The organism is Hydrocarboniphaga sp. FW305-C-57 (assembly GCF_058783045.1).
On sequence record NZ_JBYSYG010000002.1, the window covers coordinates 167022 to 192152 of the forward strand.

Here is a 25131-nt window from a genome sequence, read left to right on the forward strand (position 1 = left end):
AATTTTTCAGCGTTTTGAGTCGATGTCTTGCGTCGCGACGAGGCGCGCGCCCGCCTAGCCTACAGCGCGCGGGCGATCACCATGCGCTGGATGTCCGAGGTGCCTTCGTAGATCTGGCAGACGCGCACGTCGCGATAGATCTTGGCGATGCCGAACTCCTCGAGATAGCCATAACCGCCGAGCGTCTGGATCGCGCCCGAGACCACCGCTTCCGCGGTCTCCGAAGCGATGAGCTTGGCCATCGACGCTTCCTTGAGGCTAGGCAGGCCGGCGTCCTTGGTCGCGGCCGCGTGCAGCACGAGCTGGCGCGCCGCCTCGAGGCGCGCGGCCAGATCGGCCAGGCGGAAACCCACGGCCTGATGCTCGATGATGGCCTTGCCGAAGCTCTTGCGCTCCTTGGCGTAGTTCACCGCGAGATCGAGCGCCGCCTGCGCCATGCCGATGCACTGCGAGGCGATGCCGATGCGGCCGACTTCAAGGTTCGCGAGCGCGATGCCGTAGCCGGCGCCTTCCTTTCCGAGGCGCAGCTCGTCGGGCACGAAGACCTCGTCGAAGCGGATCGCGCAGGTGTCGGAGGCATTCTGGCCGAGCTTGTGCTCGACCTTGTCGACGCGATAACCCGGCGAATCGGTCGGCACGATGAAGCCGGTCATGCCGCGCTTGCCGGCCGCCGGATCGGTGACCGCGTAGACGATCGCGATGCCGCCGATCTTGGCGTTCGAGATGAACTGCTTGCTGCCGCTCAGGCGATAACCGCCGTCGACTTTCACCGCGCGCGTGCGCAGCGCCGCCGCATCGGAGCCCGCATCGGTTTCGGTCAGCGCGAACGCGCCGATCATGCGGCCCGCGATCAGATCCGGCAGATAGCGCTCACGCTGGGCCGGCGAGCCGTCCTTGAGCAGGCTCGCGACGATCAGGCTGTTCTGGATGCTCACGATCGTCGACAGCGCACCGTCGGCCGCCGCGATCTCCATGAGTGCGAGCGCGTACGAAACGTAGTCCGCACCGGCGCCACCGAATGCTTCGGGCGCCGTCATGCCCATCACGCCGAGGCCGGCGAGATCTTCGAACAGTTCCTTCGGATAGCCGCGCGCTTCCTCGAACGCGGCGCTGTGCGGCCTGATGCGTTCCTGCGCGAATTCGCGGACGGCCTCGCGGATGGCTTGCTGGGTTTCGTTGAGGATCATGCGGAAGGCTCGCCGGGCGCCGACCAGGTCGACGTCAGTGCGTATTCGGAAAGATATTTGGTCGAGCTCCAGCCACCGTCGACGACGATGGTCTGGCCGTTGATGAAGCTGCCGCCCGGCGAGCACAGGAATACGATCGTGCTCGCGATGTCCTCGACTTCGCCGAGCCGCGTGTTGGGCGTCATTTCGACATTGATGCGCTTGAACAGCGGATCTTCGAGACGCCCCTGCACCATCGGCGTCACCGTCACGCCCGGTGCGACGTTGTTGCTGCGAATGCCGAGCGCACCGTACTGGCAGGCGATGTGCGAAGTCAGCGCATTGAGCCCGCCCTTGGCGGCCGAATACGCACCGCCGCGACGACCGCCGATGACCGCGAACGTCGAGGTCACGTTGATGATCGCCGATCCCGGCTTCATGTGCGGAATCGTTTCGCGCGCCAGGCGAAACGGAGCGCGCAGCATCAGGTTCAGAAAGCCGTCGAGCATCGCATCGTCGGTTTCGTGCAGCGGCTTGGGGCTGCCCGCACCGGCGTTGTTGATCAGAAAGTCGATGCGTCCCCACTTCGACAGCGCGGCGTCGACGATGCGTTTTGGCGCGTCGTCGAGCATGACGTCGACCGCGAGCGTGGCGATGCGCTCGCGCACTTCGACGGCTTTTTCGAGTTCGGCAAGCTTGCCCGAATCGCGGCCGACGCCGAGCACATGGATGCCCGCACCCGCGAGCTTGACCGCGGTGCCGAAGCCGATGCCGCTGCTCGCACCCGTAATGATCGCGACCTGCATCTCACCACCCTGCCTTGGTTTCGGCGATGCGCTCGTTCGTCGCTTCGAGACCACCTGCGACGGCGACGTACACCTGCGCCCGCTTCAGAAGAAGATGCGGATCGGCTTCGTCGGAGAAGCCGATGCCGCCGTGTATCTGGATGTTCTTGCCAGCGTTGTCGATCGCGGCGGTGCCGGCGACGAACAGCGCGCTCTCCACCTGCAGCGCCGCATCGTCGCGCGCCTCGTCGAGCGCGACCGCGGCGAAGCTGACCTGATCGCGCGCGCAACGCGCGGCGATCGCCATGTTCGCGCAATGGTGCTTGACCGCCTGGAAGCTGCCGATCGGCCGGCCGAACTGCTCGCGCAGGCCGGCGTAGTCGACGCCCATCTGCAGCGCCGCTTCGGCGATGCCCGCGAGCATCGCCGCATCGAGCAGGCGCAGACGCAACAGGGCTTTCTGATCGAAGCGGGCGAGCGGCTCGCCCACCTGACCGAGGCTCGCGAGATCGGCGAGCCAGAGCCGGCTTTCGAGCGCCTGAAGCTGCGAATCGTCGAAGGCATGCAACGAGGCTTCGTCGGCCGAACGCAGCAACAACAGATCGGCCCCCGGGCTTCGCACGACCACGATGCGTCCGCCGCTGCGATACGCGACCGCGACGCGACGGCCTGCGAGATCGCCGGCGCCGCCATGCACGGCGCCGAGCGTCGCAAGCACCGACGGCGAGGCGAGCCGGCGGCCGAGGCCGATGGCGATGAGCGCCTCTTCGGCGGCGCCCAGGCCGCTGCCTCCGGCTTCTTCGCCGACACAGATGCCGAACACGCCGGCCTGCTCGAGATGCGACCAGGTTTCGGCGCTTTCGTCGCTGGCCGCGTGCAGCCGTGAAATCGGAAGCAGCTCGGCGATGGTGTCGTCCATCGCGGCGGCCAATGCCAGCTGATCGGCATTGGGATGGTAGCGGGTGTCCTCCACAGCTCTCCTGCCTCGCCCAGTCGTTATCGGGTCAGCACGGTCGTCATTATCGCGCCGGGGCTGGTCGACAGACCCGTTCGGTGACGCCATGCGTCGTGCTTGTGTCGGTATAGTGTATCGCGCCTTTGGCGCCCCTCACAGATTATCAACACAGTTGTTGATCAACTGGGCGATCGGCCCATATCCTTGTCATCTTCGCGGCCCGCGCTTTTGCGGAATTGGCGATGCCGATGCGCCGCCGCCTCCGACAGAAAACAGACAATGACCGACTCCCAAGCATTGCAAGGCGTCCGGGTGCTGGACCTGACCCGCGTGTTGGCCGGCCCGTTCTGCGGGCAGATCCTGGGCGACCTCGGCGCCGAGGTCATCAAGATCGAACGCCCGGGCGTCGGTGACGACGGACGCATCTATGGTTTCTCCCAGTTGAAGGATCGCGACGGAAAACCGACCCGGGAATCGGCGTTCTACCTGACCGCCAACCGCAACAAGAAGTCGGTCACGGTCAACATCTCCAAACCCGAGGGCCAGGCCCTGATCCGCCGCCTGGCGGCCGAATGCGACGTACTGATCGAGAACTACAAGGTCGGCAACCTCAAGCGCTACGGCCTCGATTACGACAGCCTCAAGCAAGTGAACCCGGGGCTGGTGTACTGCTCGATCACCGGCTACGGCCAGACCGGCCCGATGGCCGAGCGCCCGGGCTATGACGGCCTGTTCCAGACCACCGGCGGCCTGATGGCCGTCACCGGCCACCCGGACGGCTCGCCGGGCGCCGGCCCGCTCAAGGCCGGCCCGAGCCTCGTCGACGTGTTCACGGGCCACAACGCCGCCATCGCCGTGCTCGGCGCACTGAACCAGCGCAACAAGACCGGCAAAGGCCAGTACATCGACGTCGCGCTGCTGGACTGTTCGATCGCGATGGTCTCGCACATCATGCAGGACTACCTCGTCTCGGGCGTCGCGCCACCGCGCCTGGGCAACGGCGGCAACGGCGGCGGTCCGGCCGACCTGATCAACTGCGCGGACGGCATCATCTACATCTCGGCCGGCACCGACGAACACTGGCGCCTGCTCTGCGAACTCATGCAGCGTCCGGACCTGTTCGCCGATCCGCGCTTCGATACCAACCCCAAGCGCGGACGCAACCGCAACGAGCTCGTCGCGATCATCATCGAGTGGAGCAAGCACTGGACGACGGCCGATCTGCTCGCGGCGCTCGACCGAATCGGCGTCCCGGCCGCGCGCTACAACACGCTCCCGGAGGTCTGGGAAGACGAGCAGGTGCAGCATCGCAAGCTCAAGGTGACGATTCCGCACCCGGTGTCGGGCGAAGTCTCGCTGATCGCGAGCCCGCTGGCCTACATGTCGGATTCACCGATGCGCTACACCGCGCCGCCGACCATCGGCCAGCACACGGACGAAGTGCTGCGCGAGGTGCTCAAGCTGCCGAGCGAGGACATCGCCCGCCTGCACGAGGCCGGTATCGTCTGAGCGTCGCGACATCGTCCGGCTCGCGCGCGACGCATCCCAAGAAAACAACAGACACACGACTGGAACGCCATGACCGGCTCGACACCCCAATCGATCAGTGATTTCAGGCACGAGGCCCGCAGCTGGCTCGAGGCCAACGTACCGAAACACCCCTGCCCCGAAGACGGCCAGCCGCAGCGCGAGTACATCCTCGCCTGGCAGAAGCGGCAGGCGCAGGGCGGCTGGGCCGGCATCGCCTGGCCCAAGGAGCACGGCGGACGCGGGCTGTCGGTGCTCGAACAGATCGTCTGGTTCGAGGAGTACGCGCGCGCCGGCGCTCCGCCGACCTTGAACCCGAGCTTCGTGATGCTCAACCACGCGGGCCCCACGCTGATCGCCTGCGGCACCGACGAGCAGAAGGCCTATCACCTGCCGAAGATCCTCAACGGCGACGTGCTCTGGTGCCAGGGTTTCTCCGAGCCCGGCGCGGGCTCCGATCTCGGCAGCCTCAAGTGCCGCGGCGAAGTCGATGGCGACGAGCTCGTCATCAACGGCACCAAGATCTGGTCGAGCTTCGCCGACATCGCCGAATGGCAGGAACTGCTGATCCGCACCGATCCAAACGCCTCGACGTCGAAGGCGCTGACCTGGCTGATCTGCCCGATGGACGCGCCGGGCATCACCGTGCGCCCGATCCGCACGATGGCCGGCCCGCACAAGTACTGCGAAGTGTTCTACGACAACGTGCGCGTTCCGCTCGCGAACATCGTCGGCGGGCTCAACAACGGCTGGGCGACGGCCAACGCGACGCTGTCGTTCGAACGCGGAACCGCCGCGCTCGCGCTGCTGATCGGCCTCGTGCTCAAGGTCGAGAAGCTGCTCGAGGATTGCCCGCGGAGCCGCCCCGAACTGCGCCTGCGCATCGCCCGCCTGCGCGCCGAAGGCGCTTCGATCCGCGCCGCCAATTACCGGCTCGCGCTCGACTCCGAAAACTCGGTTCCCGATGCGAGCGGCTCGATGATCCGGCTGTCGTTCGCCGAGTTCAGCCAGCGCGTCGCCAGTGCGGCGATCGACCTCTACGGGCTCGCCGCGCCCGAGGTCATCGGCATGCACGGCTGGGGGCACGATTACCTCGATGCCTTCTCCGAAACCATCGCCGGCGGCACTGCCGAGATCCAGCGCAACATCATCGGCGAGCGCGTGCTCGGCCTGCCGAGAGGCCCGCGCTGATCCTGCGCATCGCCTCACCTGGCCCGCCGCTGCGGCGGATGTGCCGTGAGCGGCGAACTCACGGTCGGCCATCTCCAGGGCTTGCGCACTCCGGCGCCATGCTCCGCCGATCACGCTCGCCGCAGTCGCGGCGCGCAGCCGCGCGAGCCAGCTCGGCCGCATGCGCAGGGCGAGCGGCATCGAGGTGCCGGTCGGGCATTGCATGATGCTGTTGCCGCCGGGCTTGCTGCCTGGGAAATTCAGGCAATATGCGGAGGTTTTCGCATAGGACGTGATGCCGGCATTCCGCTGAGCGCAGCACCTAACGACAGAACAGACAGCATGACCCAGAACGCGGTGACCTCAAGCGCTTCGGCCGATCCGGCGATGCTAGCGGACGATCGACGAATCAATTCACCGCAGTCGGTCACGCGCGTCATCCAGATCCTCGAAGTGCTTTGCGCAAGCACCAAGCCGGTCAGCCTTGCACAGCTCAGCCGCGATCTGAACGCGCCCAAAAGCAGTATCGCGGCGCTCGTTCGTGGACTCGTGGATGCCGATTTCGTGGTGCCTTACGACGGCAGCTATCGCCTGGGTCCGGCCGCCTTCGGGCTCGGCGGGGCGCTGCTGCAGGCGCGCCGGCGCCTGCAATCGCAGACGCTCGTACGCGAGGGCATGCGCCGGGTCGCCGAGCAATCGGGCGAAACCGTGCTGTTCGCCGTGCGCGACAAGACCAGCGATACGATCACGTACATCGATTCGATCGAGAGCCGCAAGGTCGTGCGCTTCGCGGTGACGATGGGCGATCGCGCGGCGATGTATTGCACGGCCGGTGGCCGCGCGCTGCTGTCGGCCGCGAGCGACAGCGAAGTCCGCCAGTACCTGCGACGCCTCAAGCCCGAACCGCTGACGCCGCAGACCGTGATCGACAAGCGCGAGCTGGCCGGGATCATCGCCACCGCTCGCCAGAGCGGATTCGCGCAAACCCTCGATCAGGCCGGCGACGGATCGGCCGGCATCGCCGCCGTGATCCAGGATTCCTCGGGCGCCGCGATCGGCGCGCTCGTGCTTGCGGCACCGAGCTGGCGCATGCAGCAGCGCAGCGAAGCGCTCATCGAACTCGTGGTGCAGGAAGCCGTGGCCATTTCGGCGGCGCTCGGGTACCGCAAGCCCTAGCGCTCGCAGCCGGCGATGCCGGCAAAAGCTCAGCGCACGATCACCGACGAGGCCGAGGCTGCCGCAGGAAGATCGAGGCCGTCGAGGATCTCGCGCGTGTGTTCGCCGAGCATTGGGGCCGGTCCGGCGACCTTGCCGGGCGTCTGCGAAAACCAGCTCGGCACGCCTGGAAAGCGCACGTTTCCGTGCGATGTTTCCACGGTTTCGAAGAAGCCGACCGCGTTGAGGTGCTCGTTCTCGAACAGCTCGTCGGTGCTGCGCAGCGGCGCCGCCGGAATGCCGAGCCCGACGAGCAGGTCCAGCCATTCCTGCGTGCTGCGCTCGATGAAGGTTTCGCCGAGCAGGCCGTAGACGCGATCGATCTGCCGAGCGCGCTGGGCGAGCGTCGCGAGCTCGGGCCCGGCCCAGCTCGGCTTTACCGCGTCGACGAACAGGGACCAGTGCTTGTCGTTGTAGACGAGCGCGGAAATGTAGCCGTCCTTGGTCTTGTACGGCCGGCGATTCGGCGCGACCGCGCGCGGATAGTGCGCCTTGGACAGCGGCGGATCGAACATCGCGCCGTTGGCGTGCTCGACGAGCATGAACGAGGCCATGGTCTCAAACATGCCGACTTCCACTTCCTGGCCCTCGCCCGTGCGCTGGCGATGGAACAGGGCCATCGTCGTTGAGTACAGCACGGTCAGGCCGGCGATCTTGTCGGCCATGATGGTGCCGACGAAATCGGCCTTGCCGGTCATGAGCTGCTGCACGTACGGAATTCCGCATTCGGCCTGAATGGTGTCGTCGTAGGCCGGCCGGTCGCGATCGGGCCCGCGACGGCCGTAGCCGTAGCAATTCGTGTAGATGATGGCCGGGTTGATCTCGCGCACTGCGGCGTAGCTGAAACCGAGCTTGGCGATGGCCTTGGCGCGCATCGAGTGGATGAAGACGTCGGCGCTCGCGATCAGCGCGCGCAGGGCCTGCTTGCCTTCGTCCGAACGCAGGTCGAGCACCACACTGCGCTTGCCGCGGTTGACGTTGACGAACACGCCGGCCATGCCGTGCGCCGGGCCCACCGAGATGTAGCGCGTGTTGTCGCCTTCGGGCGGCTCGATCTTGATCACGTCGGCGCCCATGTCGGCCATGATCTGGGTGCTGTAAGGCCCCATGACCATGCTCGTCAGATCCACCACCCGGATCCCCGCGAGTGGACCCGATGCTTGGGGGCGGCTCGTCATTCTGGCTTCTCCGACGCTGCGTTCCGAGGGGCGGCTCCCGTGCGGGAGGCTCGTACACATTTACGTCCACTGGTTTAATATCGGCACATTCTCGCCCGCGCCAAATTTAAGGCCAAGGCGGCGCGCTTCACAATACAGACGTGTTGATTGAAGCCCTATCGAACCCCGCAAACGGACCCTCGGCGATGGACTTTTCCCTGACTGACGACCAGCAGAACATCCGCGATGCCGTGCTCAAGCACTGCTCCCAGTTCTCGGCGGAATACTGGCTGGAGCGCGACCGCGAAGGCGTGTTCCCGCAGGACTTCTTCGATTCGATGGCCGAGGCCGGCTGGATCGGCATCGCCATGCCGAGCGAATTCGGCGGCTCCGGCCTCGGCATCACTGAGGCCGCGGTGATGATGCAGGCGGTCGCCGAATCGGGCGCCGGCATGACCGGCGCGTCGAGCATTCACCTGCCGGTGTTCGGCATGCAGCCGGTGGTGCTGTTCGGCACCACCGCGCAGAAGCAGGCCTTCGTGCCCGACGTGGTGTCCGGCAAGGACCGCGTCTGCTTCGCGGTGACCGAGCCCAACGCCGGTCTCAACACCACCGAGATCAAGACGCGCGCCGACAAGGTTCCCGGCGGCTACAAGGTCAACGGCGAGAAGATCTGGATCTCGACCGCGCAGGTCGCCAACAAGATGCTGCTGCTCGCGCGCACCACGCCGCTCGACCAGGTCAAGCGCAAGACCGACGGCCTCACGCTGTTCTACACCGACCTCGACCGCAGCAAGATCGAAGTGCGGCTGATCCACAAGATGGGTCGCCATGCGGTCGATTCGAACATGCTGTTCATCGAAGACCTGTTCATTCCGGACGAGCATCGCATCGGCGAGGAAGGCCAGGGCTTCAAGATCATCCTGCACGGCCTGAATCCGGAGCGCGTGCTGCTCGGGGCCGAATCGGTCGGCATCGGCCGCGCGGCGATCGATCGCGCGGCGCGTTATGCGCGCGAGCGCATCGTCTTCGGCCGGCCGATCGGCCAGAACCAGGGCATCGCCCACCCGCTCGCCAAGTGCTGGGCGCAGCTCGAGGCGGCGAACCTGATGGTCATGAAGGCCGCGACCAAGTTCGACCAGCACGTCGACTGCGGCGTCGAGGCCAATGCGGGCAAGTACCTCGCGGCCGAATTCGCGTTCGAAGCCTGCCACACCGCCATGCTCACGCTCGGCGGCATGGGCTACGCACAGGAGTACCACGTCGAGCGCCTGCTGCGCGAAGTGCTGATCCCGCGCACCGCGCCGGTCAGCCCGCACATGATCCTGAATTTCCTCGCCGAAAAAGTGTTGGAACTACCCAAATCGTACTGAGAAATCCTGGCATCAATGCGTCTTGCCGATTCGCGGCGATGCTGATCTCATTTGTGCGCGGCTAAAAAAATAGGACCAGAAACGCATGGCGGCAGAACCCAAAACCTTCAGCGCCCGATCCTGGCTGTTCGCCCCGGGCGACAGCGAAAAGAAGATGGAGAAGGCCACGGCCGGCACGGCCGACGCCGTCATCTTCGATCTCGAGGACGCCGTCACCGCCGAAGAAAAACCCAAGGCGCGCAAGCTCGTTTCCGCGTTTCTCGATGCCCAGCCGGCCGAAGCGCGATCGCGTCTGTGGGTGCGCATCAATCCGCTCGATGGCCCTTATGCGCTGACCGATCTCGCGGCCGTCATGCCGAGCAAGCCAGGCGGCATCATCCTGCCGAAGTCGCGCAGCGCAGACGACGTGGTGGTGCTCGATCACTACCTGTCCGCACTCGAAGTCGCGTACGGCATCGAGCCGGGTTCGACGCCGGTGTTCGCGCTCGTCACCGAGACCGCAGAAGGCGTCTTCAACACGGGCACCTACAAGGGCGCGCCGCGACTCGTCGCGATGTCCTGGGGCGCCGAAGATCTCGCCGACTCGCTCGGCGCGAGCGAAAACAAGAACGCCGACGGCAGCTACGGCTACACCTACGATCTCGCGCGCAGCCTCTGCCTGCTCGGCGCGGCCGCGGCCGGCGTCGCCGCGATCGAAACCATCCACGGTGATTTCCGCGATCTCGACGGCCTGCGCAAGCGCGCCGTGCAGATGCGCCGCGCGGGCTGGCGCGGCATGTTCGCGATTCATCCGGCCCAGGTCGACGTCATCAACGAGGCCTTCTCGCCGTCCGAGGAAGAGCTCGTCGCCGCGCGCGAGATCGTCGATCTGTTCGCCGCCCATCCAGGGCTCGGCACCATCGGCTACAAGGGCGCGATGCTCGATCGCCCGCATCTGGCGCGCGCCCAGCAGTTGCTCAAGCTCGCAGGCCGCAAGTGAGCGTGCAGATCGACGCCGCGGGGCTCGACCTCGGCAGGTTCCTCAAGCGCGGTGATCGCATCGTCTGGGGCCAGGCCTGCGGTGAGCCGCAGGCGCTCATCGAAGCGCTGATCGCGCAGGCCAGCGGCATCGGCGAGCTGTCCGCGTTCGCGGCGACGAGCTTCTCGAAGCTGCTGACGCCCGAGGCCGCGAGCCAGTTTTCGCTGTCGAGCATGGGCGCGATCGGAACCCTGCGCACGCTCACGGCGGCGCACAAGCTCGGCGTGGTGCCCTGTCACGTGAGCCAGATCGGCCCGATGATCGAGCAAGGCATCATCGGCTGCGACGTCGCCTTCGTGCAGGTGAGCCCGGCCGACGAGAACGGCGAGCACAGCTTCGGCCTGATCGCCGACTACGTGCAGTCCGCGGTCAAGAAAGCCCGCGTCGTCATCGCCGAAGTCAACGACCAGGTGCCGTACACGCATGGCGAACGGCTGCCGGCCTCGCGCATCGACTGCGCCGTGCAGGTTTCGCGCATGCCAGTCGAAGTCGCCGCGGCCAAGATCGGCGAGACCGACGAGGCCATCGCCAAATTCGCGGCCGCCTACATCGAAGACGGTTCGGTGTTGCAGACCGGCGTCGGCGCGGTGCCCGACGCGATCCTGCGCCTGCTGCGTGATCGCAAGGATCTCGGCGTGCATTCGGGCATGCTCGGCGACGGGCTCGTCGAGCTCGTCGAGGCCGGCGTCATCACCAATGCACGCAAGGCCATCGACACCGGCGTTTCGATCAACGGCGCGCTGATCGGCACGCGCAGGCTGTATCAGTGGGCGAATCGCAACAAGAGCATGCGCATGTGCGCGACGAGCTATACGCACGACGCGGCCGTGCTCGCCCAGCTCGATCGCCTCGTCACGATCAATTCGGCACTCGAAGTCGATCTGACCGGCCAGGTCAACGCCGAGCAGAGCGGCAGCGCCTATCTCGGCGGAACCGGCGGGCAGGTCGACTTCGTGCGCGCGGGTTCGCGCAGCAAAGGCGGGCGCTCGATCATCGCGCTGTCAGCGACCGCCAAGGGCGGCAGCATCAGCAAGATCGTGCCGACGCTGTCGGGCCCGGTGACGACCGCGCGCAGCGACGTCGACGTCATCGTCACCGAATTCGGCGCCGCCGAACTCAAGGGACAGACGCTGGCCGAGCGCACGCGCCGGCTCATCGCGATCGCGCATCCAAACTTCCGCGAGGAACTCGATCGCGCCGCACACGAAATTCAGAAGAGAGGTTTCTAAGAAATGAGCCAGGCCCAGAACGAGGCAGTGCTGTTCGATGCGCGCGAAGACGGCATCGCCATCATCACGATCAACCGTCCGGATACGCGCAACGCGCTGAGCCGCGAGGTTCGCGAAGGCCTGTTCACGGCCTGGGAGCGTTTCGAGCGCGACGACGCGCTGCGCGTGGCGATCCTGACCGGCTCGGGCGAGAAAGCCTTCTGCGCCGGCGGCGATCTCAAGGAGATGGTCGAGCGCGGGCTGCGCGTGCCTCCGCGCGACATGTTCCCGATGCCCTACGACAACATCGAGCTGTCGAAGCCGACCATCGCGGCCGTCAACGGCGTCGCATTCGCGGGCGGCTGGATGATCGCGCAGGCCTGCGATCTCTGCGTCGCGAGCACGGCCGCCCGCTTCGCGATCACCGAGGTCAAGGTCGGCCGCGGCTCGCCGTGGGCCGCGCCGCTGATCCACATGATTCCGCAGCGCATCATGATGGAGATCATCCTGACCGGTAAGCCGATCACCGCGCAGCGCGCCTACGAGATCGGCCTCGTCAATCGCCTCGCCGAACCGGCTGCGCTGCTAGCTGCGGCGATCGAGCTTGCCCAGGAAATTCTCGAAGGCGCTCCGCTGTCGGTGAAGGCCGGCCGCGAAACCGTGATGCTCGCCACCGAAATGGGCCGCGGCGCGGCGCTGCAGGCCGCACGCGCCGCGCACGAATACACCTACTGCAGCAGCGATGCGCAGGAAGGTCCGCGCGCTTTCGCCGAGAAGCGCAAGCCGCAGTGGCAAGGCCGCTGATCGACCGATGAGCGAGCACGTCGACCTGCAGCGGCGCGGCCACCTCGCGCTGCTGACGTTCCAGAATCCGCCGCTGAACTTCGCGACCGTGGGCCTGCTGCGGCTGATCGCCGATGCGCTCGAGCGCAGCGATGCCGATGACGCGGTGCGCGCCGTCGTGCTCGCCTCCGAAGGCAAGTCGTTCTGCGCGGGCGCGGACCTCGTGTCGCCCAACGGCTTCGGTGCGGCAGGTTCCGATCCGCTGCGCGAGTTCTACGACCAGGCCTTGCGCATCTTCGCGGGCCGCAAGCCGATCGTCGCGGCCGTGCAAGGCGCTGCGATCGGCGCGGGGCTCGGGCTCGCGGTCGCGGCCGATTTTCGCGTGGCCTCGCCCGAGGCGCGTTTTTCGGCCAATTTCGTCAAGCTCGGCTTTCATCCGGGCTTCGCGCTCACGCACACCCTGCCGCGCGTGATCGGGCAGCAGCGAGCCGCACAGATGTTCCTGAGCGGCGCACGCTACAAGACCGAGGAAGTCGCAGGCTGGGGACTCGTCGATCGCGTGGCGAGCGCCGAATCGCTGCGCGAGGCGACACTGCAGTTCGCGGAAGAAATCGCAGAGAACGCTCCGCTGTCGCTACTGAGCACGCGCGCGACACTGCGCGGCGATCTGCTCGAAAAAGTCCGCGCCACGCTCGTGCATGAGCACGTCGTTCAGATCGAGCTGCAGAAAACCGCGGATTTCGCCGAAGGCGTCCGCGCGATGACAGAGCGCCGTCCCGGCAATTTCAAAGGGCACTGAGCCGAAGCGCAGTGCCCGCGATGCAAAAACCGCTGTGACCTAAGCGGTTCCGGTGCGATTTCGCCGGGCCTGGAACAGGCCGAGCCAGACGCCCGCTTCGAGCACGGCGCCGAGGCAGACCACGGCGATCGCGCCGCTGCCGAATCCGACGACGTAAAGGGCCAGCGCCAGCAGCAGAACCGGAATCGCGATCAGCCAGTGCTTCATGGGAACCTCGCAAAGCCTGTCGCCATGCGGCGACAGGCCCGATGCTACCCGGTCTCCCGCTCGCCGACGAGCTTGGCGGTGCCGAAGATGCCCATCTTGCACTTGCCGGTCAGCTTGTCGCCGTCGACGGTCGCCTCGTACTTGAGCGTGATCGACATCGGCTTGGTGACCTTGAGATCCCACTTGAGGTGATTGCCGTTGGCGGTGCCCGTGAAGAACACCTCGTCCATCGCGTTCATCTTGAACGAGCCCGACAGCTTGTCGCCGTCGGTGGCGAACTTGCCCGTGAAAGCCTGCGGGCCCATCGGCGTCGACAGCACGAGCTTCCAGTCACCGTCGACCTTGGCGGTCGTATTGGTTTCGATGATTTCCTGCGGTGCCGACGGCGTGACGACGTTGTGCACGGGCGCGGGCTTCGGCTCGGCGACAACTTCCGGGGCCGGTGTGGATTCCGTCGCCGGCGCTGCGGGCTGCGCGATCTCCGGCCGCCCCTCGATGTGCGCGAGCAGGCGCGGCGGCGTCAGCGGGAATTCGAGCTTGAGTTCGCCGAACGGAATCAGCGCATCGGCGATCGCGTTGACGAGCGTCGGCGGGCCGACGATGCAGCCGCCCTCGCCGACGCCGCGGAATCCGCCTTCGGCCTTCGACGGCGCCGAAGCGCCGTGGTGATACTCGAACTCCGGCACGTCGAAGATCGTCGGCAGCATGTAGTCCTTGTACGTCACCGACGTCGGGTTGCCGCGCGGGTCGTAGTGGACTTCTTCCATCAGCACGCTGCCGATCGCCTGCGCGAGTCCGCCGGCGATCTGCCCTTCGACGACGGCCGGGTTGATCATCACGCCGCAGTCTTCACTCGTGACCCAGCGCCTGATCTTGACGAAGCCGGTCTCGGCGTCGACTTCGACGATGCAGCAGTGCGCCGCGCTCGTCATCGTGATCGGCGGCGGACGATAGCGATACTGGACCTCCAGCCCGGCGTTGCCTTCGGGCATGCGATCCGGCTCGGTGTAGGCCATGTCGGAAATCACGCTCAAGGCGACGGTCTGCTGCTTGTCGCCGCTCAGGATGTGGACGTTGCCGTCGCGCAGGAACACGTCTTCGGGCTTGACCTCGAACAGATGCGCCGCCGCCTGCTTGACCTTGTCGGCGAGCAGGTCGGCCGCGCGGATGCAGGCGCCGCCGCCCGCGACGGCCTGGCGGCTGCCGTAGGCGCCCGATCCATAGCCGCCGCGCGAGCTGTCGTCCTCGTAGACGGTGACGTCGCTGAACGCCACCCCGAGGCGCTCGGCGATCACCTGCGCCATCGTCGTCTGCGTGCCGTGGCCCTGCGAGTGCGTCGACACCACGGCCGTGACCTTGCCGTTGGGCTCGATGCGGAGGTGCGCCGACTCGCTCATGAGCACCGAAATGCCGGTGCTGCCCGCGGTCGGCTCGATGTAGGTTGCGAAGCCGATGCCCAGATAGCGCCCCTGCTTGCGCGCCTCGGCCTGCTCGGCGCGAAACGCCGCCACGTCGACGTGCTTGAGCAGTTCTTCGAGACATTCGGCCGGGCTGATGTCCTCGAGCTGCAGGCCCATCGGCGTCGTGCAGGGCTGGTCTTTCTTGGTGATCAGCGTGCGGCGGCGCAGCTCGATCGCATCGAGACCGATCTGGCGCGCGGCGCGATCGATCAGCACTTCGCGCGCGAGAGATTCGAGCGCCCACGGTCCGCGATAAGGGCCGAGCCCGATCGTGTTGGTGAACCAGCCACGAGAATAGAAGCCGAAGCTCGGCACTTTGTGCGCGGCCCACAGGAACATCATCACCGCGATGTTGCTGTCCGCGCCCTGCGGCCAGGCGCCGTTGTTGATCCCGTAGTCGGCGTGCGAGGCGAGCATGTTGCCGTCGGCGTCGAAGGCCACGCGCAGCTTGATCTCCTGCTCGCGCGCCTGATTCGCGGCGGTGAGGTTCTCGAGCCGGTCTTCGATCCACTTGAGCGGGCGCTTGAGCAGGCGCGCGGCGAGCACGACCGCGACTTCCTCGCGCCAGGGCTGGCCCTTGAGGCCGAAGGATCCGCCGACGTCCTTCGAAATCACGCGGATCGCGGTCTGCGGCAGGTCGAGCGCATGCGCGAACCAGCGTGCGCACAGCTGCGGGCCCTGGCAGGACAGATACACCGTCATCTCGCCCGAACCCTGCGGAGCCGCGACCACGCCACGCGTTTCCATCGGCGACTGCGAGATGCGCTGGTGCTGCAGCTCGATGCTGACCAAGTGCGGAGCGCCCACGAGCTGGGCTTCGAGATCCTCGTCTAGATCTTCCGAGCCCGTGGCGGCCGCGACGTTGGAGTCCGTTTCCGGATGCACGAGCTGCTCGCCCTTGGCATCGGCCAGCGTGACGATCGGATCCTGCTCCTCGTATTCGACGACGATGAGGCCGGCGGCGTCTTCGGCGATGTAGCGGTTCTGCGCGACGACCAGCGCGATCGGATCGCCGACGTGCGTCACGCGGTCGGTCGCGAGCACCGGCACCGGCACCGTCGGCAGCGCCAGGAAGAAGCTCAGCATGTCGACCTTGAAATGCGCCAGGTCGTCCGCCGTCAGGATCGCGTAGACGCCCGGAAGCTCGCGGGCCACCGACAGATCGATAGCCTTGATGCGGCCACGCGCGATCGGGCTGCGATGGAACGCCACCTGCAGCATGCCCGGCACGCCGACATCGTCGGTGTAGACGCCGCGACCGGTCAGCAGGCGCGCGTCTTCGGTGCGCGCCATGCGCTTGCCGATGTAGCCCCCGGTCTTCACATCGGGCTGGGCGAGCGGCGCGTTCATGCCGCGCCTTCCGTCTGCGTGAGACCGGCGAGCTTGCGCGCCGCGCGGCGGATGCCCTGGTAACCCGTGCAGCGGCAGATGTGCCCGGACAGGGAGTTCATGAGCTTGTCGGCATCGATCTGCTGCGCATCGGCGGTCAGCGAAGCGAGCGTCATGACGATGCCCGGCGTGCAGAAGCCGCATTGCAGGCCGTGCTCGTCGCGCAGCGCCTGCTGCACCGGATGCAACCTTTCTTCATCGGGCGCGAGACCTTCGACCGTCGTCACCGCGCAGCCGTCGGTCTGCACCGCGAGCATCAGGCAGGAGCGCACGGCCGCGCCGTCGACGATCACCGTGCAGGCGCCGCAGACGCCGTGCTCGCACCCGACATGCACGCCGGTGCAACCGGCATCGCCGCGCAGGAAATCGCAGAGCGTCAGCCGGCTTTCGACCTTGGCTTCGTGCTTGCGCCCGTTGATGCTGAGTTGGATGGAATGCTCGCTCATGGCGTCGTGAGTCGCGTGGAAGGGCCACACGCGAAGCGTGGGAATCCCAGCGTCGCGAATCGACGCCGGCGGGAGCCGATGCGGCGCTCCCGATCGAGAAGCGGCAGGGCGCTCACGCCGCGGCCCTCAGGTCGAAGGTCTCGCTCAAGGCGCGTGCGAACACGCGACGGCCCACCGTGCGCCGGTATTCTGCGGTCGCGTGCTGATCGTCGAATGGCGAGGTGTCGGCGATCGCCAGATCGGCGAGTGCCTTGGCGTCGAGACGGTCGATCGACTGGCCGACCAGCGCGGATTCGACCTGTTTGGCCTTCATCGGCGTCGGGCCCATGCCGAACCAGGCGATGCTCGCGCGCGTGATGCGCCCTTCCTGCACCGCGAGCGCGCCGGTCAATCCGACGAGCGCGAAATCGCCCGGACGCTGCGTGATTTCGCGAAACAGGCTCACGGTGCCGGCCGGCCATTCGGGCACCTGCACCGAGGTCAGCAGTTCGTCGGGTTCGAGCGCCGTCGCATACGGACCGAGATAGAGATCGGCCGCATCGATGCGCCGCGTGCCGCGCGTGGAGCGCACTTCCACCGTCGCACCGAGCGCGACGGCCGTCGCCGGCAGTTCGGCGGCAGGCTCGCCGAGCGCGATCGAGCCGCCGATAGTGCCGCGATTGCGCGTCTGGTGATGGCCGACGTGTTTGAGCGCGGTGACGAGCAAGGGCTGCACGCGATTGAGCGTGGCATCGGCGATGCCGTCGTTCTGGCGCGTGATCGGCCCGATGCGCGTCACGCCATCGGCCGTCGTGATGCCCGTGAGCGCCTTGATGCGATTGATGTCGACGAGGATGAACGGCTGGCTCATGCGCAGCGCGAGCAGCGGCATCAGTGTCTGCCCGCCCGCGAGCACCTGCGCACCGCCGCCGGCATCGGCGAGCAGCTGGCAGGCTTCGTCGATCGTGCTCGGCACGTAGTAATCGAACGAAGCGGGCTTCACCGCTCCCGCTCCCGATCACTGCCCGCGAGCAGGCGCGCAAGCAGCGCCGCGTCGAGCGTCACGACCGGCGCGGCCGCGGCGCGTCCGAACGAGAAGCCGGCGATGCCGACGAGCAACAGCAGCAGGCCGATCGCGATGCCCATCCAGTCCGAATGCGCATCGGCCTGCAGGCCGTGGCCGAACAGGTAGCCGCCGAGCGCGGCGACGATGACGACGAGCAGCCAGAGCACCGGCGAGCCGCGCGCAGGCGCGGCAGCCGGCGCGTAGACCGGCGCAGCACCGACAGCCGACGCTGCGGCTGCGGGCTTGGCTGGCGCACCGGTGATCACGTTCGCGAATTGCGAGAAGAAACGCGCCGCGAGCTGCTTGGACGTGGCGTCCATGATCGGACCGCCGAGCTGCGCGAGGCGCCCGCCGACCTGCGCATCCGCATCCCAGCTCAGCAAGGTGCCGCCCGCATCGTCGGCGAGCCTGACCTTGACGATGCTCTTGACGAAGCCGACCGTGCCGGCCTGGCCTTCCATGATCAGTGTGTACGACTCCGGCGCGTTGATGTCCGCGAGTTCGACGGCGCCGTTGAATCGCGCGCCGATCGGGCCGATCTTGATCTCGACGGTGGCGACGAGCCGCGTATCCGATTCCTTGGTCAGCGACTGGCACCCCGGAATGCAACGACGCAGAACCTCGGGGTCGTTGAGCGCCTTCCAGACATCACCGCGCTTGGCCGCGATGCGCTGTTCACCGGACATCTTCATCCGTCTCTCCTCGATTGGGGGCCAGCTTTGCGCTGGCTCTCCTGTATTTGACGTCAACACTGTGACATCAAATACAGGGATCGATCAAGAGAATAGACAGTCGTGTTGATAAGCGCGCGCCCACGCCCCGCACGGCCGCTATCCCTTGCGCGCCATCTCGAAGCTGCGGCGGATGTGGTCGGGCTGTCCGGTCGGCACCGGCGGCAATATCCACTGCTCGCCGCGAGTGTCGCGGATCGTCTCGATGTGCTGCTGCACCTGCTCCACGGTCCACGACGGCAGGTACTTGCCGGGCGTCTCGGCCAGATACAGGCGAGACAGGCGGCCCGCCATCGCGCTCATGATCTCGCCGCTCACCGAGCAGCTCTCGTGCGACAGCCAGGCCACCAGCGGGGCGACGAGTTCCGGGCCCATCGGCGGATAGACCGAGGTATCGAGCCCTTCGGCCATGCGCGTCACCGCGCCCGGCGCGATGATGTTGCACTTGACGTTGTGCTCGGCCCCTTCTAGGCCTGCGACGTTGCAGAGGCCGATCATGCCGGTCTTCGAAGTCGCGTAATTGACGACCTGCTTGTTGCCGTAGAGCCCGCTGACCGACGAGGTCAGCACGATGCGGCCGTAGCCCTGGTCGCACATGAGCGGAAACGCCTCGCGCACGACGTGAAACGCGCCGCGCAGATGGACGTCGAGCACCGCGTTGAAATCCTCGTAGCTCATGTCGCGCAGCGGCGCGCGACGCACGTTGCCCGCGTTGTGGATGAGGATGTCGATGCGACCGAAATGATCGAGCGCGGACTGGATGATGGCCTTGCCGCCTGGCTCGGTCGCGACCGAATCGCTGTTCGCGATCGCCTGCCCGCCCGCGGCCCTGATCTCGTCGACGACTTCCTGCGCCGGCCCGATGTCGGCGCCCTCGCCCTTGAGGCTGCCACCCACGTCGTTGACGACGACCTTCGCGCCCTTGGCGGCCAGCAGCAGCGCGTAAGCGCGTCCCAGGCCGCGGCCGGCGCCGGTGATGACCGCGACGCGATCGTCGAATCTGAGTTCGGACATGGGTTCTCCTCGTCTCGTTATGTCGTGAGCCCTCGGTGCGATCGATATCGTGATCGGCTCGCTACCGAACAGTGGTGTTGATGATCGTTCAACCCGTCTCAGGCCACAACCTTTGCGGCGCGCAGCTGCTCGATGCGCTCGGCATCGAAACCGAGCACGCCGGCGAGGATTTCGTCCGTGTGCTGGCCCAGCACCGGCGGCGCGCTCGGCGCTGCCTGCTGGTCCTGTGGAAACTTGATCGGCCGATTGACGATCGGAATCCGGCCGAGCCTGCGGTGCTCGACCTCGACCACCATTTCGCGCGCGACCGACTGCGGCTGCGCGAGCGCTTCGGTGACACCGAGCACCGGCGCATGTGGAACCTCGAACTGCTCGAACAGCACGACGAGTTCGTCGACCGAATGCAGCTGCGTGATCTCCGAGATCATCGCGTTGACGAGTTCGCGCTGGTCGCGGCGCTTCTCGAGGCTGTCGAAGCGCGCGTCCTCGGCCCATTCGGGACGTCCGAGCGCCCGGCTGATGCGCCCCCAGAATCCATTGGTCAGGCAGGCGACGATGATCGCGCCGTCGCGCGCCGGAAAGCGGCCGTAGGGCACGAGGTTCGGATGCTCGCAGCCCTGCGGCTCCGGATCGCGTCCGTTGAAGTAGGCGAGCTGCGCGAGATAGCCGAGCATGCCGAGCATGCCGTCGAGCAGGCTCACGTCGATGAGCCGCCCGCGCCCGGTCTGGCTGCGTTCGTGCAGCGCCGCGAGGATGCCGATCGGGCCGTTGATGCCGCCGACCAGATCGCCGAGCGGAATGCCGAGCTTGGTCGGCATTCCGCGCTCGCCATTGACGCTCAAGGCGCCCGACAAGGCCTGCATGACGATGTCGAACGACGGCCGGTCGCGCAGCGGGCCGGTCATGCCGAAGCCCGAGATCGCGCAATAGATCAGGCGCGGGTTGATCGCGGCCAGCGTCTCGTAGCCGAGGCCGAGCCGGTCCATCACGCCGGGCCGATAGTTCTCGATCAGCACGTCGCAATGGCTCGCGAGCTGCTTGGCGAGTTCGACGCCTTGCTCGGTCTTGAGATCGACGACGATGCTTTTCTTGCCGCGGTTGATGCTCAGGAAATAATGGCTCTCGCCATCGCGGAACGGCGGAAACGTGCGCGTCTCGTCGCCGGTTCCGGGTGGCTCGATCTTGATCACTTCGGCGCCGAGGTCGGCGAGCGCGAGCGCGGCCGAAGGCCCGGCGAGCACGCGCGTGAAATCGAGTACGCGAATGCCTCGCAGCGGACCGGCCCAGTGGTTCTGCTCTTGCATGAGGTCTGCTCTCAATGGCAAAAATCCCGACAGCGCCGGCTTGTGCAAGCCGCGCGGCCGGGATGAGTTTTACCGCGATTCGACGTCTTTCGGCGCCGAACTTATAGCCAAGGCCGCGAGGCGAACGAAGGCCGAGAGAGATCGAGCGCCCTCGCGACACCAGCCTCTTCTATCAACCGCGGCTCGGCAGCTCGACGATCGCCACGCCGCTGGCGGACAGCTCGCCACGGTGCGTGAGCGCCTTCTGGCTGATCTCGACGTAGTGCTTGCCGTTGTCGACGAACTTACGCGTCACCTGCCCTTCGATCACGATCACGTCGCCATCCGGATTGTGGCGGCGGATCTGGCTCTTGGCCTTGAACAGGTGCGAATCGTCGCCCGCCCAGTTGGTGATCTGGTGTGTGAGCCAGGAGCAACGCTCGGGGCCGTAGTCGTAGGCGCCCGGGGCGCCGACTTCGAGCGCGAAGGCTTCGTCCCAATGCACGCGCTCGGGGCAATCCGGCACGTTGAAGCGATTCTTGATGCCCGCGCTCGGATGCTTCTGCTGCAACTTCCAGGCGAGCTTGTTGGCGCGAATGTAGAGGCCGCCCCAACCCTGCGCGTAACCGATGAAGCCGGTGACCGTCATCGGGCCCTTGAGCATCTTCGGCAGATCTTCGCCTTCCTTCACGTCTTCCCAGTAACGGGTCCTGGAGCCACGGATTTCCTCGTTCTCGTAGAGCTTGTAGAACTCCTGGAGCTGCTCGTCCGTGAACGGCACCACCTTGCCCTTGGTCTCGGTGTACTTGGTGCCGCGCTCGCGCGCTTCGTCGCGATCGGTGCGGAACACCCAGCTGTCGGCCTCGGCGACTTTTTCGCCGGCGCGGAAGAAATCGACGTGATAGATCTGCTGGAACGCGCGGCCGGCGAACTTGGTCTGGTGCTCGACCAGATCCTTGAGGTAGGCCTGCGTCGTGATCACGTCACCGCGCAGGATCGGCTTGTACCAGGTCCAGTCGGCGCCGGCCCACATCGCGTGCACGCCGGGCAGGCCGCCGCAGTAACCGGAGATGATGCGGCTCATCGAGAACAGGAAGCTCGGCAGCGCCACGATGGTGCCGTACTTGGTCTTGGCGGCGTAGGCCGGATCGTTCCAGAGCGGGTTGTCATCGCCGATGCCGTGCGCGTAGTGACGAATGCCGTCGCGCGTGGCCTCGTAGTTCCAGGGCTCGACCGTATCGACGATCGGCACACCGATGCGTTCACGCAGAGAGGCCAGGCCCTCTTCGGTGATCTTGGGGAACTTGTTGGTGGAACCGTCAGCAGCCATGAGTGTGTCTCCTTTGAATTCGATTGATCATTGATTTCAGCCGGCGCTCGCGGCGGCCTGGGCGGCGGCGGCTTCCCGGTCGCGCAGCACCTTGCGGTGAACCTTGCCCGCAGGCGTCTTCGGCAACTCGCTCACGAACACCACGTGGCGAGGAAACTCGTGCTGGCTCAGGCGCTCGCGCGTGAACGTCTTGAGCTCGTCGGCGAACGCGTCGCTGCCCGCGCGATCGCTGACGATGAAGCCTTTGGCGACCTGGCCGCGCGTGGCGTCGGGCACCCCGATGATCGCGGCCTCCTTGACGTCGGGATGCTTGAGCAGCGTGGCCTCGATCTCGACCGCGCTCATGGTCCAGCCGGCCGAAATGATCACGTCGTCGGCGCGGCCGCAGTGGTACAGGTAGCCCTCGTCGTCGAGCCGCGCGAGATCCTTGGTGGTCTCCCAATGATCCTTCTTCCAGAGCATGAGCTCGCCGACGACGCCGGGCTTGGACGGCGTGCCGTCCGCGTTCTGCACTTCGAGCCTGAGGCCCGGCACCGGCTTGCCGAGCGAGCCCGGCTTGACCGCGAAATCGCTCGCGCCCGGATAGTTCACGAGCACCACGCCGATCTCGGTCGTGCCATACATGCTGCAGGCCGGAACCTTGAAATACTGGTCGATGAACTCGAGCGTGGCGGGGTCGATCGGCTCGCCCGTGAACGACAGCTTCTTGAAGAAGAACTGGAATTCCGACGCCTTGCCGGTGTTCTTCATCATGCGGTAGTGCGTCGCCGCAGCCGACATGTTGGTGATCCTGTAGTCCTGCAGCGCCTTCATGAGGCGCACCGCATCGAAGCGGCCCGAAAAGGTGCCGGTGGTCACGCCGAGCGCAAGCGGGGCGAGCGTGCCGTGCCAGAGCCCGTGGCCCCAGGCCGGCGAGGACGGGCAGAAGAATTCGTCGCCCGGACGAATGCCGGTGCCGTATAGCGCCGCGAACATCAGCGTGACGATGGCCTTGTGCGTGTGCTTCACCGCGGCCGGCAGTTCGCGCGTGGTGCCCGAGGTGTACTGGAACACCGCGAGATCGTCGCCCTTGGTTTTCGACGTGTAGCTGGCCGGAAAGCTTTCGAGCGTCTTGAGGAAGGCCGCATCGGCGACGATCACCTTCACACCGTCGATCTGCCTGGCGATCTCGGCCTTCTCGGCATTGGTGATCAGCAACTTCGGCTTGCAGTCGTCGACACGCAGGCGCAGGCCATCGAGACCGAACAGCGTGAACAGCGGCACGCTGATCGCACCCGTCAGCGTGGCCCCGAACAGGCTCACGTAGAACGGCAGCGAAGGCTCGAGCATGAAGGCGATGCGATCGCCCGGCGCGATGCCGTTGGCTTCGAGCCAGTGCGCGAAGCGGCTGGCGCCCGCGGCGATCGTATCGAAGCTCAGAATCTCGTCGGCACCGCTGGAATGCGCGATGCGCACGGCCGCGCGGCCATCGCCCTTGGCGTGGCGAAGAATGCATTCGTCCGCGATGTTGAACCGCTCGCGCGTGCCGCTGAACAGCTCCCACAGCGCCTTCGAACTGGCGTGCTGCTGGGCATCGGCGTAGTCGGTGTAATCGGTGAGCTTGGCCATCGGTCGCCGGAGGTCGTCTTGGTCTTGCCGCCGCTGGGCGCGGGGCTTTTCGGAGCGCGGCGAGTTTGCAACAACACTGTCGACTATTGCAAATATAGAACGGTTTTCTATATTTTGAATATCCACGCCGAGCCAGACTCATGAACCAGCCCTCCAGCCGACCCCAGAACCGCACAGCGGATCGCACTCCGGAACATGAACTCACCGCCGCCCTGCAGGAGAGCAAGGCGCCCGCGATCGCGCGAGCGGCGGCCGTGCTGCGCCTGCTCGGCAAGAGCGACGCACCGTTGGGCCTGCAGGCGATCGCGCGCGAACTCGGGCTCGTCCCGAGCACCTGCCTCTACGTGCTGCGGGCGCTCGTCGCCGAGGAGTTCGTCGCCTTCGATGCGCAGACCAAGCGCTATTCGCTCGAAGCCGGCGTGCTGACGCTTGCCCGGCACTGGCTCAGGCGCAATCGCTTCAACGATCTCGCGCAGCCGGCGATGGACCGCATCAGCCGCGACTTCGACGCCACCGTGCTCGGCGTCCATATCGTCGGGCTCGATCACATCGTCGTCGTCGCGGTTTCGCAGTCGGGCAACAACTTCCAGCTCAGCGCGCAGATCGGCAGCCGCTTTCCCGCGCTGATCAGCGCCACCGGCCGCTGCATCGCCGCGTTCGGCGAGCACTCCGAAAGCGATCTGCGCTCACGCTTCAAGACGCTGCGCTGGGACGAGCCGCCGAGCTACGAAGACTGGCAAGCGCAGGTCGAGCAGACCCGCAAGCAAGGCTTCGCGATCGACGAGGGCCATTACATTTCGGGCGTCACCGTGCTCGCGGCACCGGTCTGGAAAACCCGCGGCAAGCTGAGCCACGCGCTCGTCACGATCGGCATCGGCAGCGCCATGAAGCGCAACGGCCTGCCAGCCCTGCAGGAGGCGCTGCTGGCGTCGGCCCGACAGCTGTCGAATCAGCTCAGCGGCGAATTCGCGCCCTAGGAAGTCAGTGACTTGCCGGCACTAGGCGGGCTCGTTCCTGCCCTCGCGCCTGGCCAGCAGCTTCATGATCAGCGATGCGTCCGCAACCGCCTTGCCATCGATGCTGAGCTGGGCATCGATGAACAGCATCGTGCCGGTGCGATGCCGCAAGGTCGCCGTGCCTTCGATCAGATCGCCGATGCGCGCCGCCGCCAGAAAGCGAGTGTCCATCTGCACGGTCAGCACCGCTTTTTCGCCGGTGATCCAGATCGCGATCATCGTCGCGGTCTGATCGAGCATCGCCATCAGGGTGCCGCCGTGGATGATGCCGATCGGGTTGCCGTGCATTTCGGTCGTCTGCAGGCCATAACGCCAGCTCTCGCCTTCGCGCTTCGCGAGCAGGGGGCCGATATGCCCCATCAGGCCCGGCAGTTTCTTGAGTTCGCGCCAGTCGCTTGGCGCTTGGGGTTCGGTCATGGTCTGGGGCTGATCGATGCGGGCAATGC

Annotated in this window: 23 protein-coding genes; 9 read left to right on the forward strand and 14 right to left on the reverse strand. The window is 66.5% G+C overall.

Annotated elements, in window-relative coordinates:
* Positions 1-59: 59 nt before the first annotated feature.
* Genes AC3WUM_RS05100 through AC3WUM_RS05110 form a run of 3 tightly spaced genes read right to left on the reverse strand, consistent with a single transcriptional unit; the run spans position 60 to position 2924 of the window.
* Positions 60-1187, reverse strand: a complete 1128-nt coding sequence (locus AC3WUM_RS05100; RefSeq protein WP_492409115.1) for an acyl-CoA dehydrogenase family protein — start codon at positions 1185-1187, stop codon at positions 60-62.
* The gene (locus AC3WUM_RS05105) at positions 1184-1972 is read right to left on the reverse strand and encodes an SDR family NAD(P)-dependent oxidoreductase (RefSeq protein WP_492409116.1); all 789 of its coding nucleotides are present in this window, start codon (positions 1970-1972) and stop codon (positions 1184-1186) included. Before AC3WUM_RS05105 ends, AC3WUM_RS05100 begins: the two co-directional genes overlap by 4 nt.
* A gap of 1 nt (position 1973) precedes the next feature.
* Positions 1974-2924 carry an acyl-CoA dehydrogenase family protein gene (locus AC3WUM_RS05110; protein ID WP_492409117.1) on the reverse strand — a complete coding sequence of 317 codons (951 nt, stop codon included), beginning with the start codon at positions 2922-2924 and terminating at the stop codon, positions 1974-1976.
* 261 nt (positions 2925-3185) lie between these two features.
* Here AC3WUM_RS05110 and AC3WUM_RS05115 point away from each other — a divergent pair, with 261 nt between their 5' ends.
* The 3 genes from AC3WUM_RS05115 to AC3WUM_RS05125 all read left to right on the forward strand — a co-directional run bounded on the left by AC3WUM_RS05115 (position 3186) and on the right by AC3WUM_RS05125 (position 6779).
* On the forward strand, positions 3186-4415 hold the full coding sequence (locus tag AC3WUM_RS05115) for a CaiB/BaiF CoA transferase family protein (RefSeq protein ID WP_492409118.1): 1230 nt from the start codon (positions 3186-3188) through the stop codon (positions 4413-4415).
* A gap of 69 nt (positions 4416-4484) precedes the next feature.
* The gene (locus AC3WUM_RS05120; protein WP_492409119.1) at positions 4485-5624 is read left to right on the forward strand and encodes an acyl-CoA dehydrogenase family protein; all 1140 of its coding nucleotides are present in this window, start codon (positions 4485-4487) and stop codon (positions 5622-5624) included.
* A 321-nt stretch (positions 5625-5945) separates the two neighbouring features.
* Entirely contained in the window at positions 5946-6779 is an 834-nt protein-coding gene (locus tag AC3WUM_RS05125; protein ID WP_492409120.1) for an IclR family transcriptional regulator, read from the forward strand.
* 29 nt (positions 6780-6808) lie between these two features.
* On the opposite strand, the gene AC3WUM_RS05130 is transcribed toward AC3WUM_RS05125, so the two are convergent.
* Entirely contained in the window at positions 6809-7996 is a 1188-nt protein-coding gene (locus AC3WUM_RS05130) for a CaiB/BaiF CoA transferase family protein (protein ID WP_492409121.1), read from the reverse strand.
* Positions 7997-8181: 185 nt separating this feature from the next.
* On the opposite strand from AC3WUM_RS05130, the gene AC3WUM_RS05135 reads away from it, so the two are divergent.
* From AC3WUM_RS05135 to AC3WUM_RS05155, 5 genes are all read left to right on the forward strand, one after another.
* On the forward strand, positions 8182-9348 hold the full coding sequence (locus tag AC3WUM_RS05135; protein ID WP_492409122.1) for an acyl-CoA dehydrogenase family protein: 1167 nt from the start codon (positions 8182-8184) through the stop codon (positions 9346-9348).
* A gap of 85 nt (positions 9349-9433) precedes the next feature.
* The gene (locus tag AC3WUM_RS05140) at positions 9434-10327 is read left to right on the forward strand and encodes an HpcH/HpaI aldolase/citrate lyase family protein (RefSeq protein WP_492409123.1); all 894 of its coding nucleotides are present in this window, start codon (positions 9434-9436) and stop codon (positions 10325-10327) included.
* Positions 10324-11595 (forward strand): acetyl-CoA hydrolase/transferase family protein, encoded by a 1272-nt coding sequence (locus AC3WUM_RS05145; protein WP_492409124.1) that lies wholly within the window; start codon positions 10324-10326, stop codon positions 11593-11595. The genes AC3WUM_RS05140 and AC3WUM_RS05145 overlap by 4 nt, the downstream gene beginning before the upstream one ends.
* Before the next feature lie 3 nt (positions 11596-11598).
* On the forward strand, positions 11599-12378 hold the full coding sequence (locus AC3WUM_RS05150) for an enoyl-CoA hydratase-related protein (protein WP_492409125.1): 780 nt from the start codon (positions 11599-11601) through the stop codon (positions 12376-12378).
* A 7-nt stretch (positions 12379-12385) separates the two neighbouring features.
* Positions 12386-13156, forward strand: a complete 771-nt coding sequence (locus tag AC3WUM_RS05155; protein WP_492409126.1) for an enoyl-CoA hydratase/isomerase family protein — start codon at positions 12386-12388, stop codon at positions 13154-13156.
* 39 nt (positions 13157-13195) lie between these two features.
* On the opposite strand, the gene AC3WUM_RS05160 is transcribed toward AC3WUM_RS05155, so the two are convergent.
* From AC3WUM_RS05160 to AC3WUM_RS05200, 9 genes are all read right to left on the reverse strand, one after another.
* Positions 13196-13363, reverse strand: a complete 168-nt coding sequence (locus AC3WUM_RS05160; protein WP_492409127.1) for a hypothetical protein — start codon at positions 13361-13363, stop codon at positions 13196-13198.
* A 44-nt stretch (positions 13364-13407) separates the two neighbouring features.
* Positions 13408-16173: a xanthine dehydrogenase family protein molybdopterin-binding subunit gene (locus tag AC3WUM_RS05165; RefSeq protein WP_492409128.1), complete on the reverse strand. Its 2766-nt coding sequence runs from the start codon at positions 16171-16173 to the stop codon at positions 13408-13410.
* Positions 16170-16658: a (2Fe-2S)-binding protein gene (locus tag AC3WUM_RS05170; RefSeq protein WP_492409129.1), complete on the reverse strand. Its 489-nt coding sequence runs from the start codon at positions 16656-16658 to the stop codon at positions 16170-16172. Before AC3WUM_RS05170 ends, AC3WUM_RS05165 begins: the two co-directional genes overlap by 4 nt.
* Positions 16659-16770: 112 nt before the next feature.
* Positions 16771-17640 (reverse strand): FAD binding domain-containing protein, encoded by an 870-nt coding sequence (locus AC3WUM_RS05175; protein ID WP_492409130.1) that lies wholly within the window; start codon positions 17638-17640, stop codon positions 16771-16773.
* On the reverse strand, positions 17637-18395 hold the full coding sequence (locus AC3WUM_RS05180) for an SRPBCC family protein (protein WP_492409131.1): 759 nt from the start codon (positions 18393-18395) through the stop codon (positions 17637-17639). Before AC3WUM_RS05180 ends, AC3WUM_RS05175 begins: the two co-directional genes overlap by 4 nt.
* Positions 18396-18533: 138 nt before the next feature.
* Entirely contained in the window at positions 18534-19448 is a 915-nt protein-coding gene (locus AC3WUM_RS05185) for an SDR family NAD(P)-dependent oxidoreductase (protein ID WP_492409132.1), read from the reverse strand.
* Positions 19449-19546: 98 nt separating this feature from the next.
* On the reverse strand, positions 19547-20752 hold the full coding sequence (locus AC3WUM_RS05190) for a CaiB/BaiF CoA transferase family protein (protein WP_492409133.1): 1206 nt from the start codon (positions 20750-20752) through the stop codon (positions 19547-19549).
* 172 nt (positions 20753-20924) lie between these two features.
* Positions 20925-22061, reverse strand: coding sequence for an FAS1-like dehydratase domain-containing protein (locus AC3WUM_RS05195; RefSeq protein WP_492409134.1), 1137 nt, complete (start codon positions 22059-22061; stop codon positions 20925-20927).
* Between the two features lie 36 nt (positions 22062-22097).
* A complete protein-coding gene (locus AC3WUM_RS05200; RefSeq protein WP_492409135.1) occupies positions 22098-23669 on the reverse strand; it encodes an acetate--CoA ligase in 1572 nt (523 codons plus the stop codon).
* Positions 23670-23809: 140 nt separating this feature from the next.
* Here AC3WUM_RS05200 and AC3WUM_RS05205 point away from each other — a divergent pair, with 140 nt between their 5' ends.
* Positions 23810-24646, forward strand: coding sequence for an IclR family transcriptional regulator (locus tag AC3WUM_RS05205; RefSeq protein WP_492409136.1), 837 nt, complete (start codon positions 23810-23812; stop codon positions 24644-24646).
* 21 nt (positions 24647-24667) lie between these two features.
* Here the strand turns inward: AC3WUM_RS05205 and AC3WUM_RS05210 are convergent, their stop codons facing one another.
* Positions 24668-25102: a PaaI family thioesterase gene (locus AC3WUM_RS05210; RefSeq protein ID WP_492409137.1), complete on the reverse strand. Its 435-nt coding sequence runs from the start codon at positions 25100-25102 to the stop codon at positions 24668-24670.
* Positions 25103-25131 lie beyond the last annotated feature (29 nt).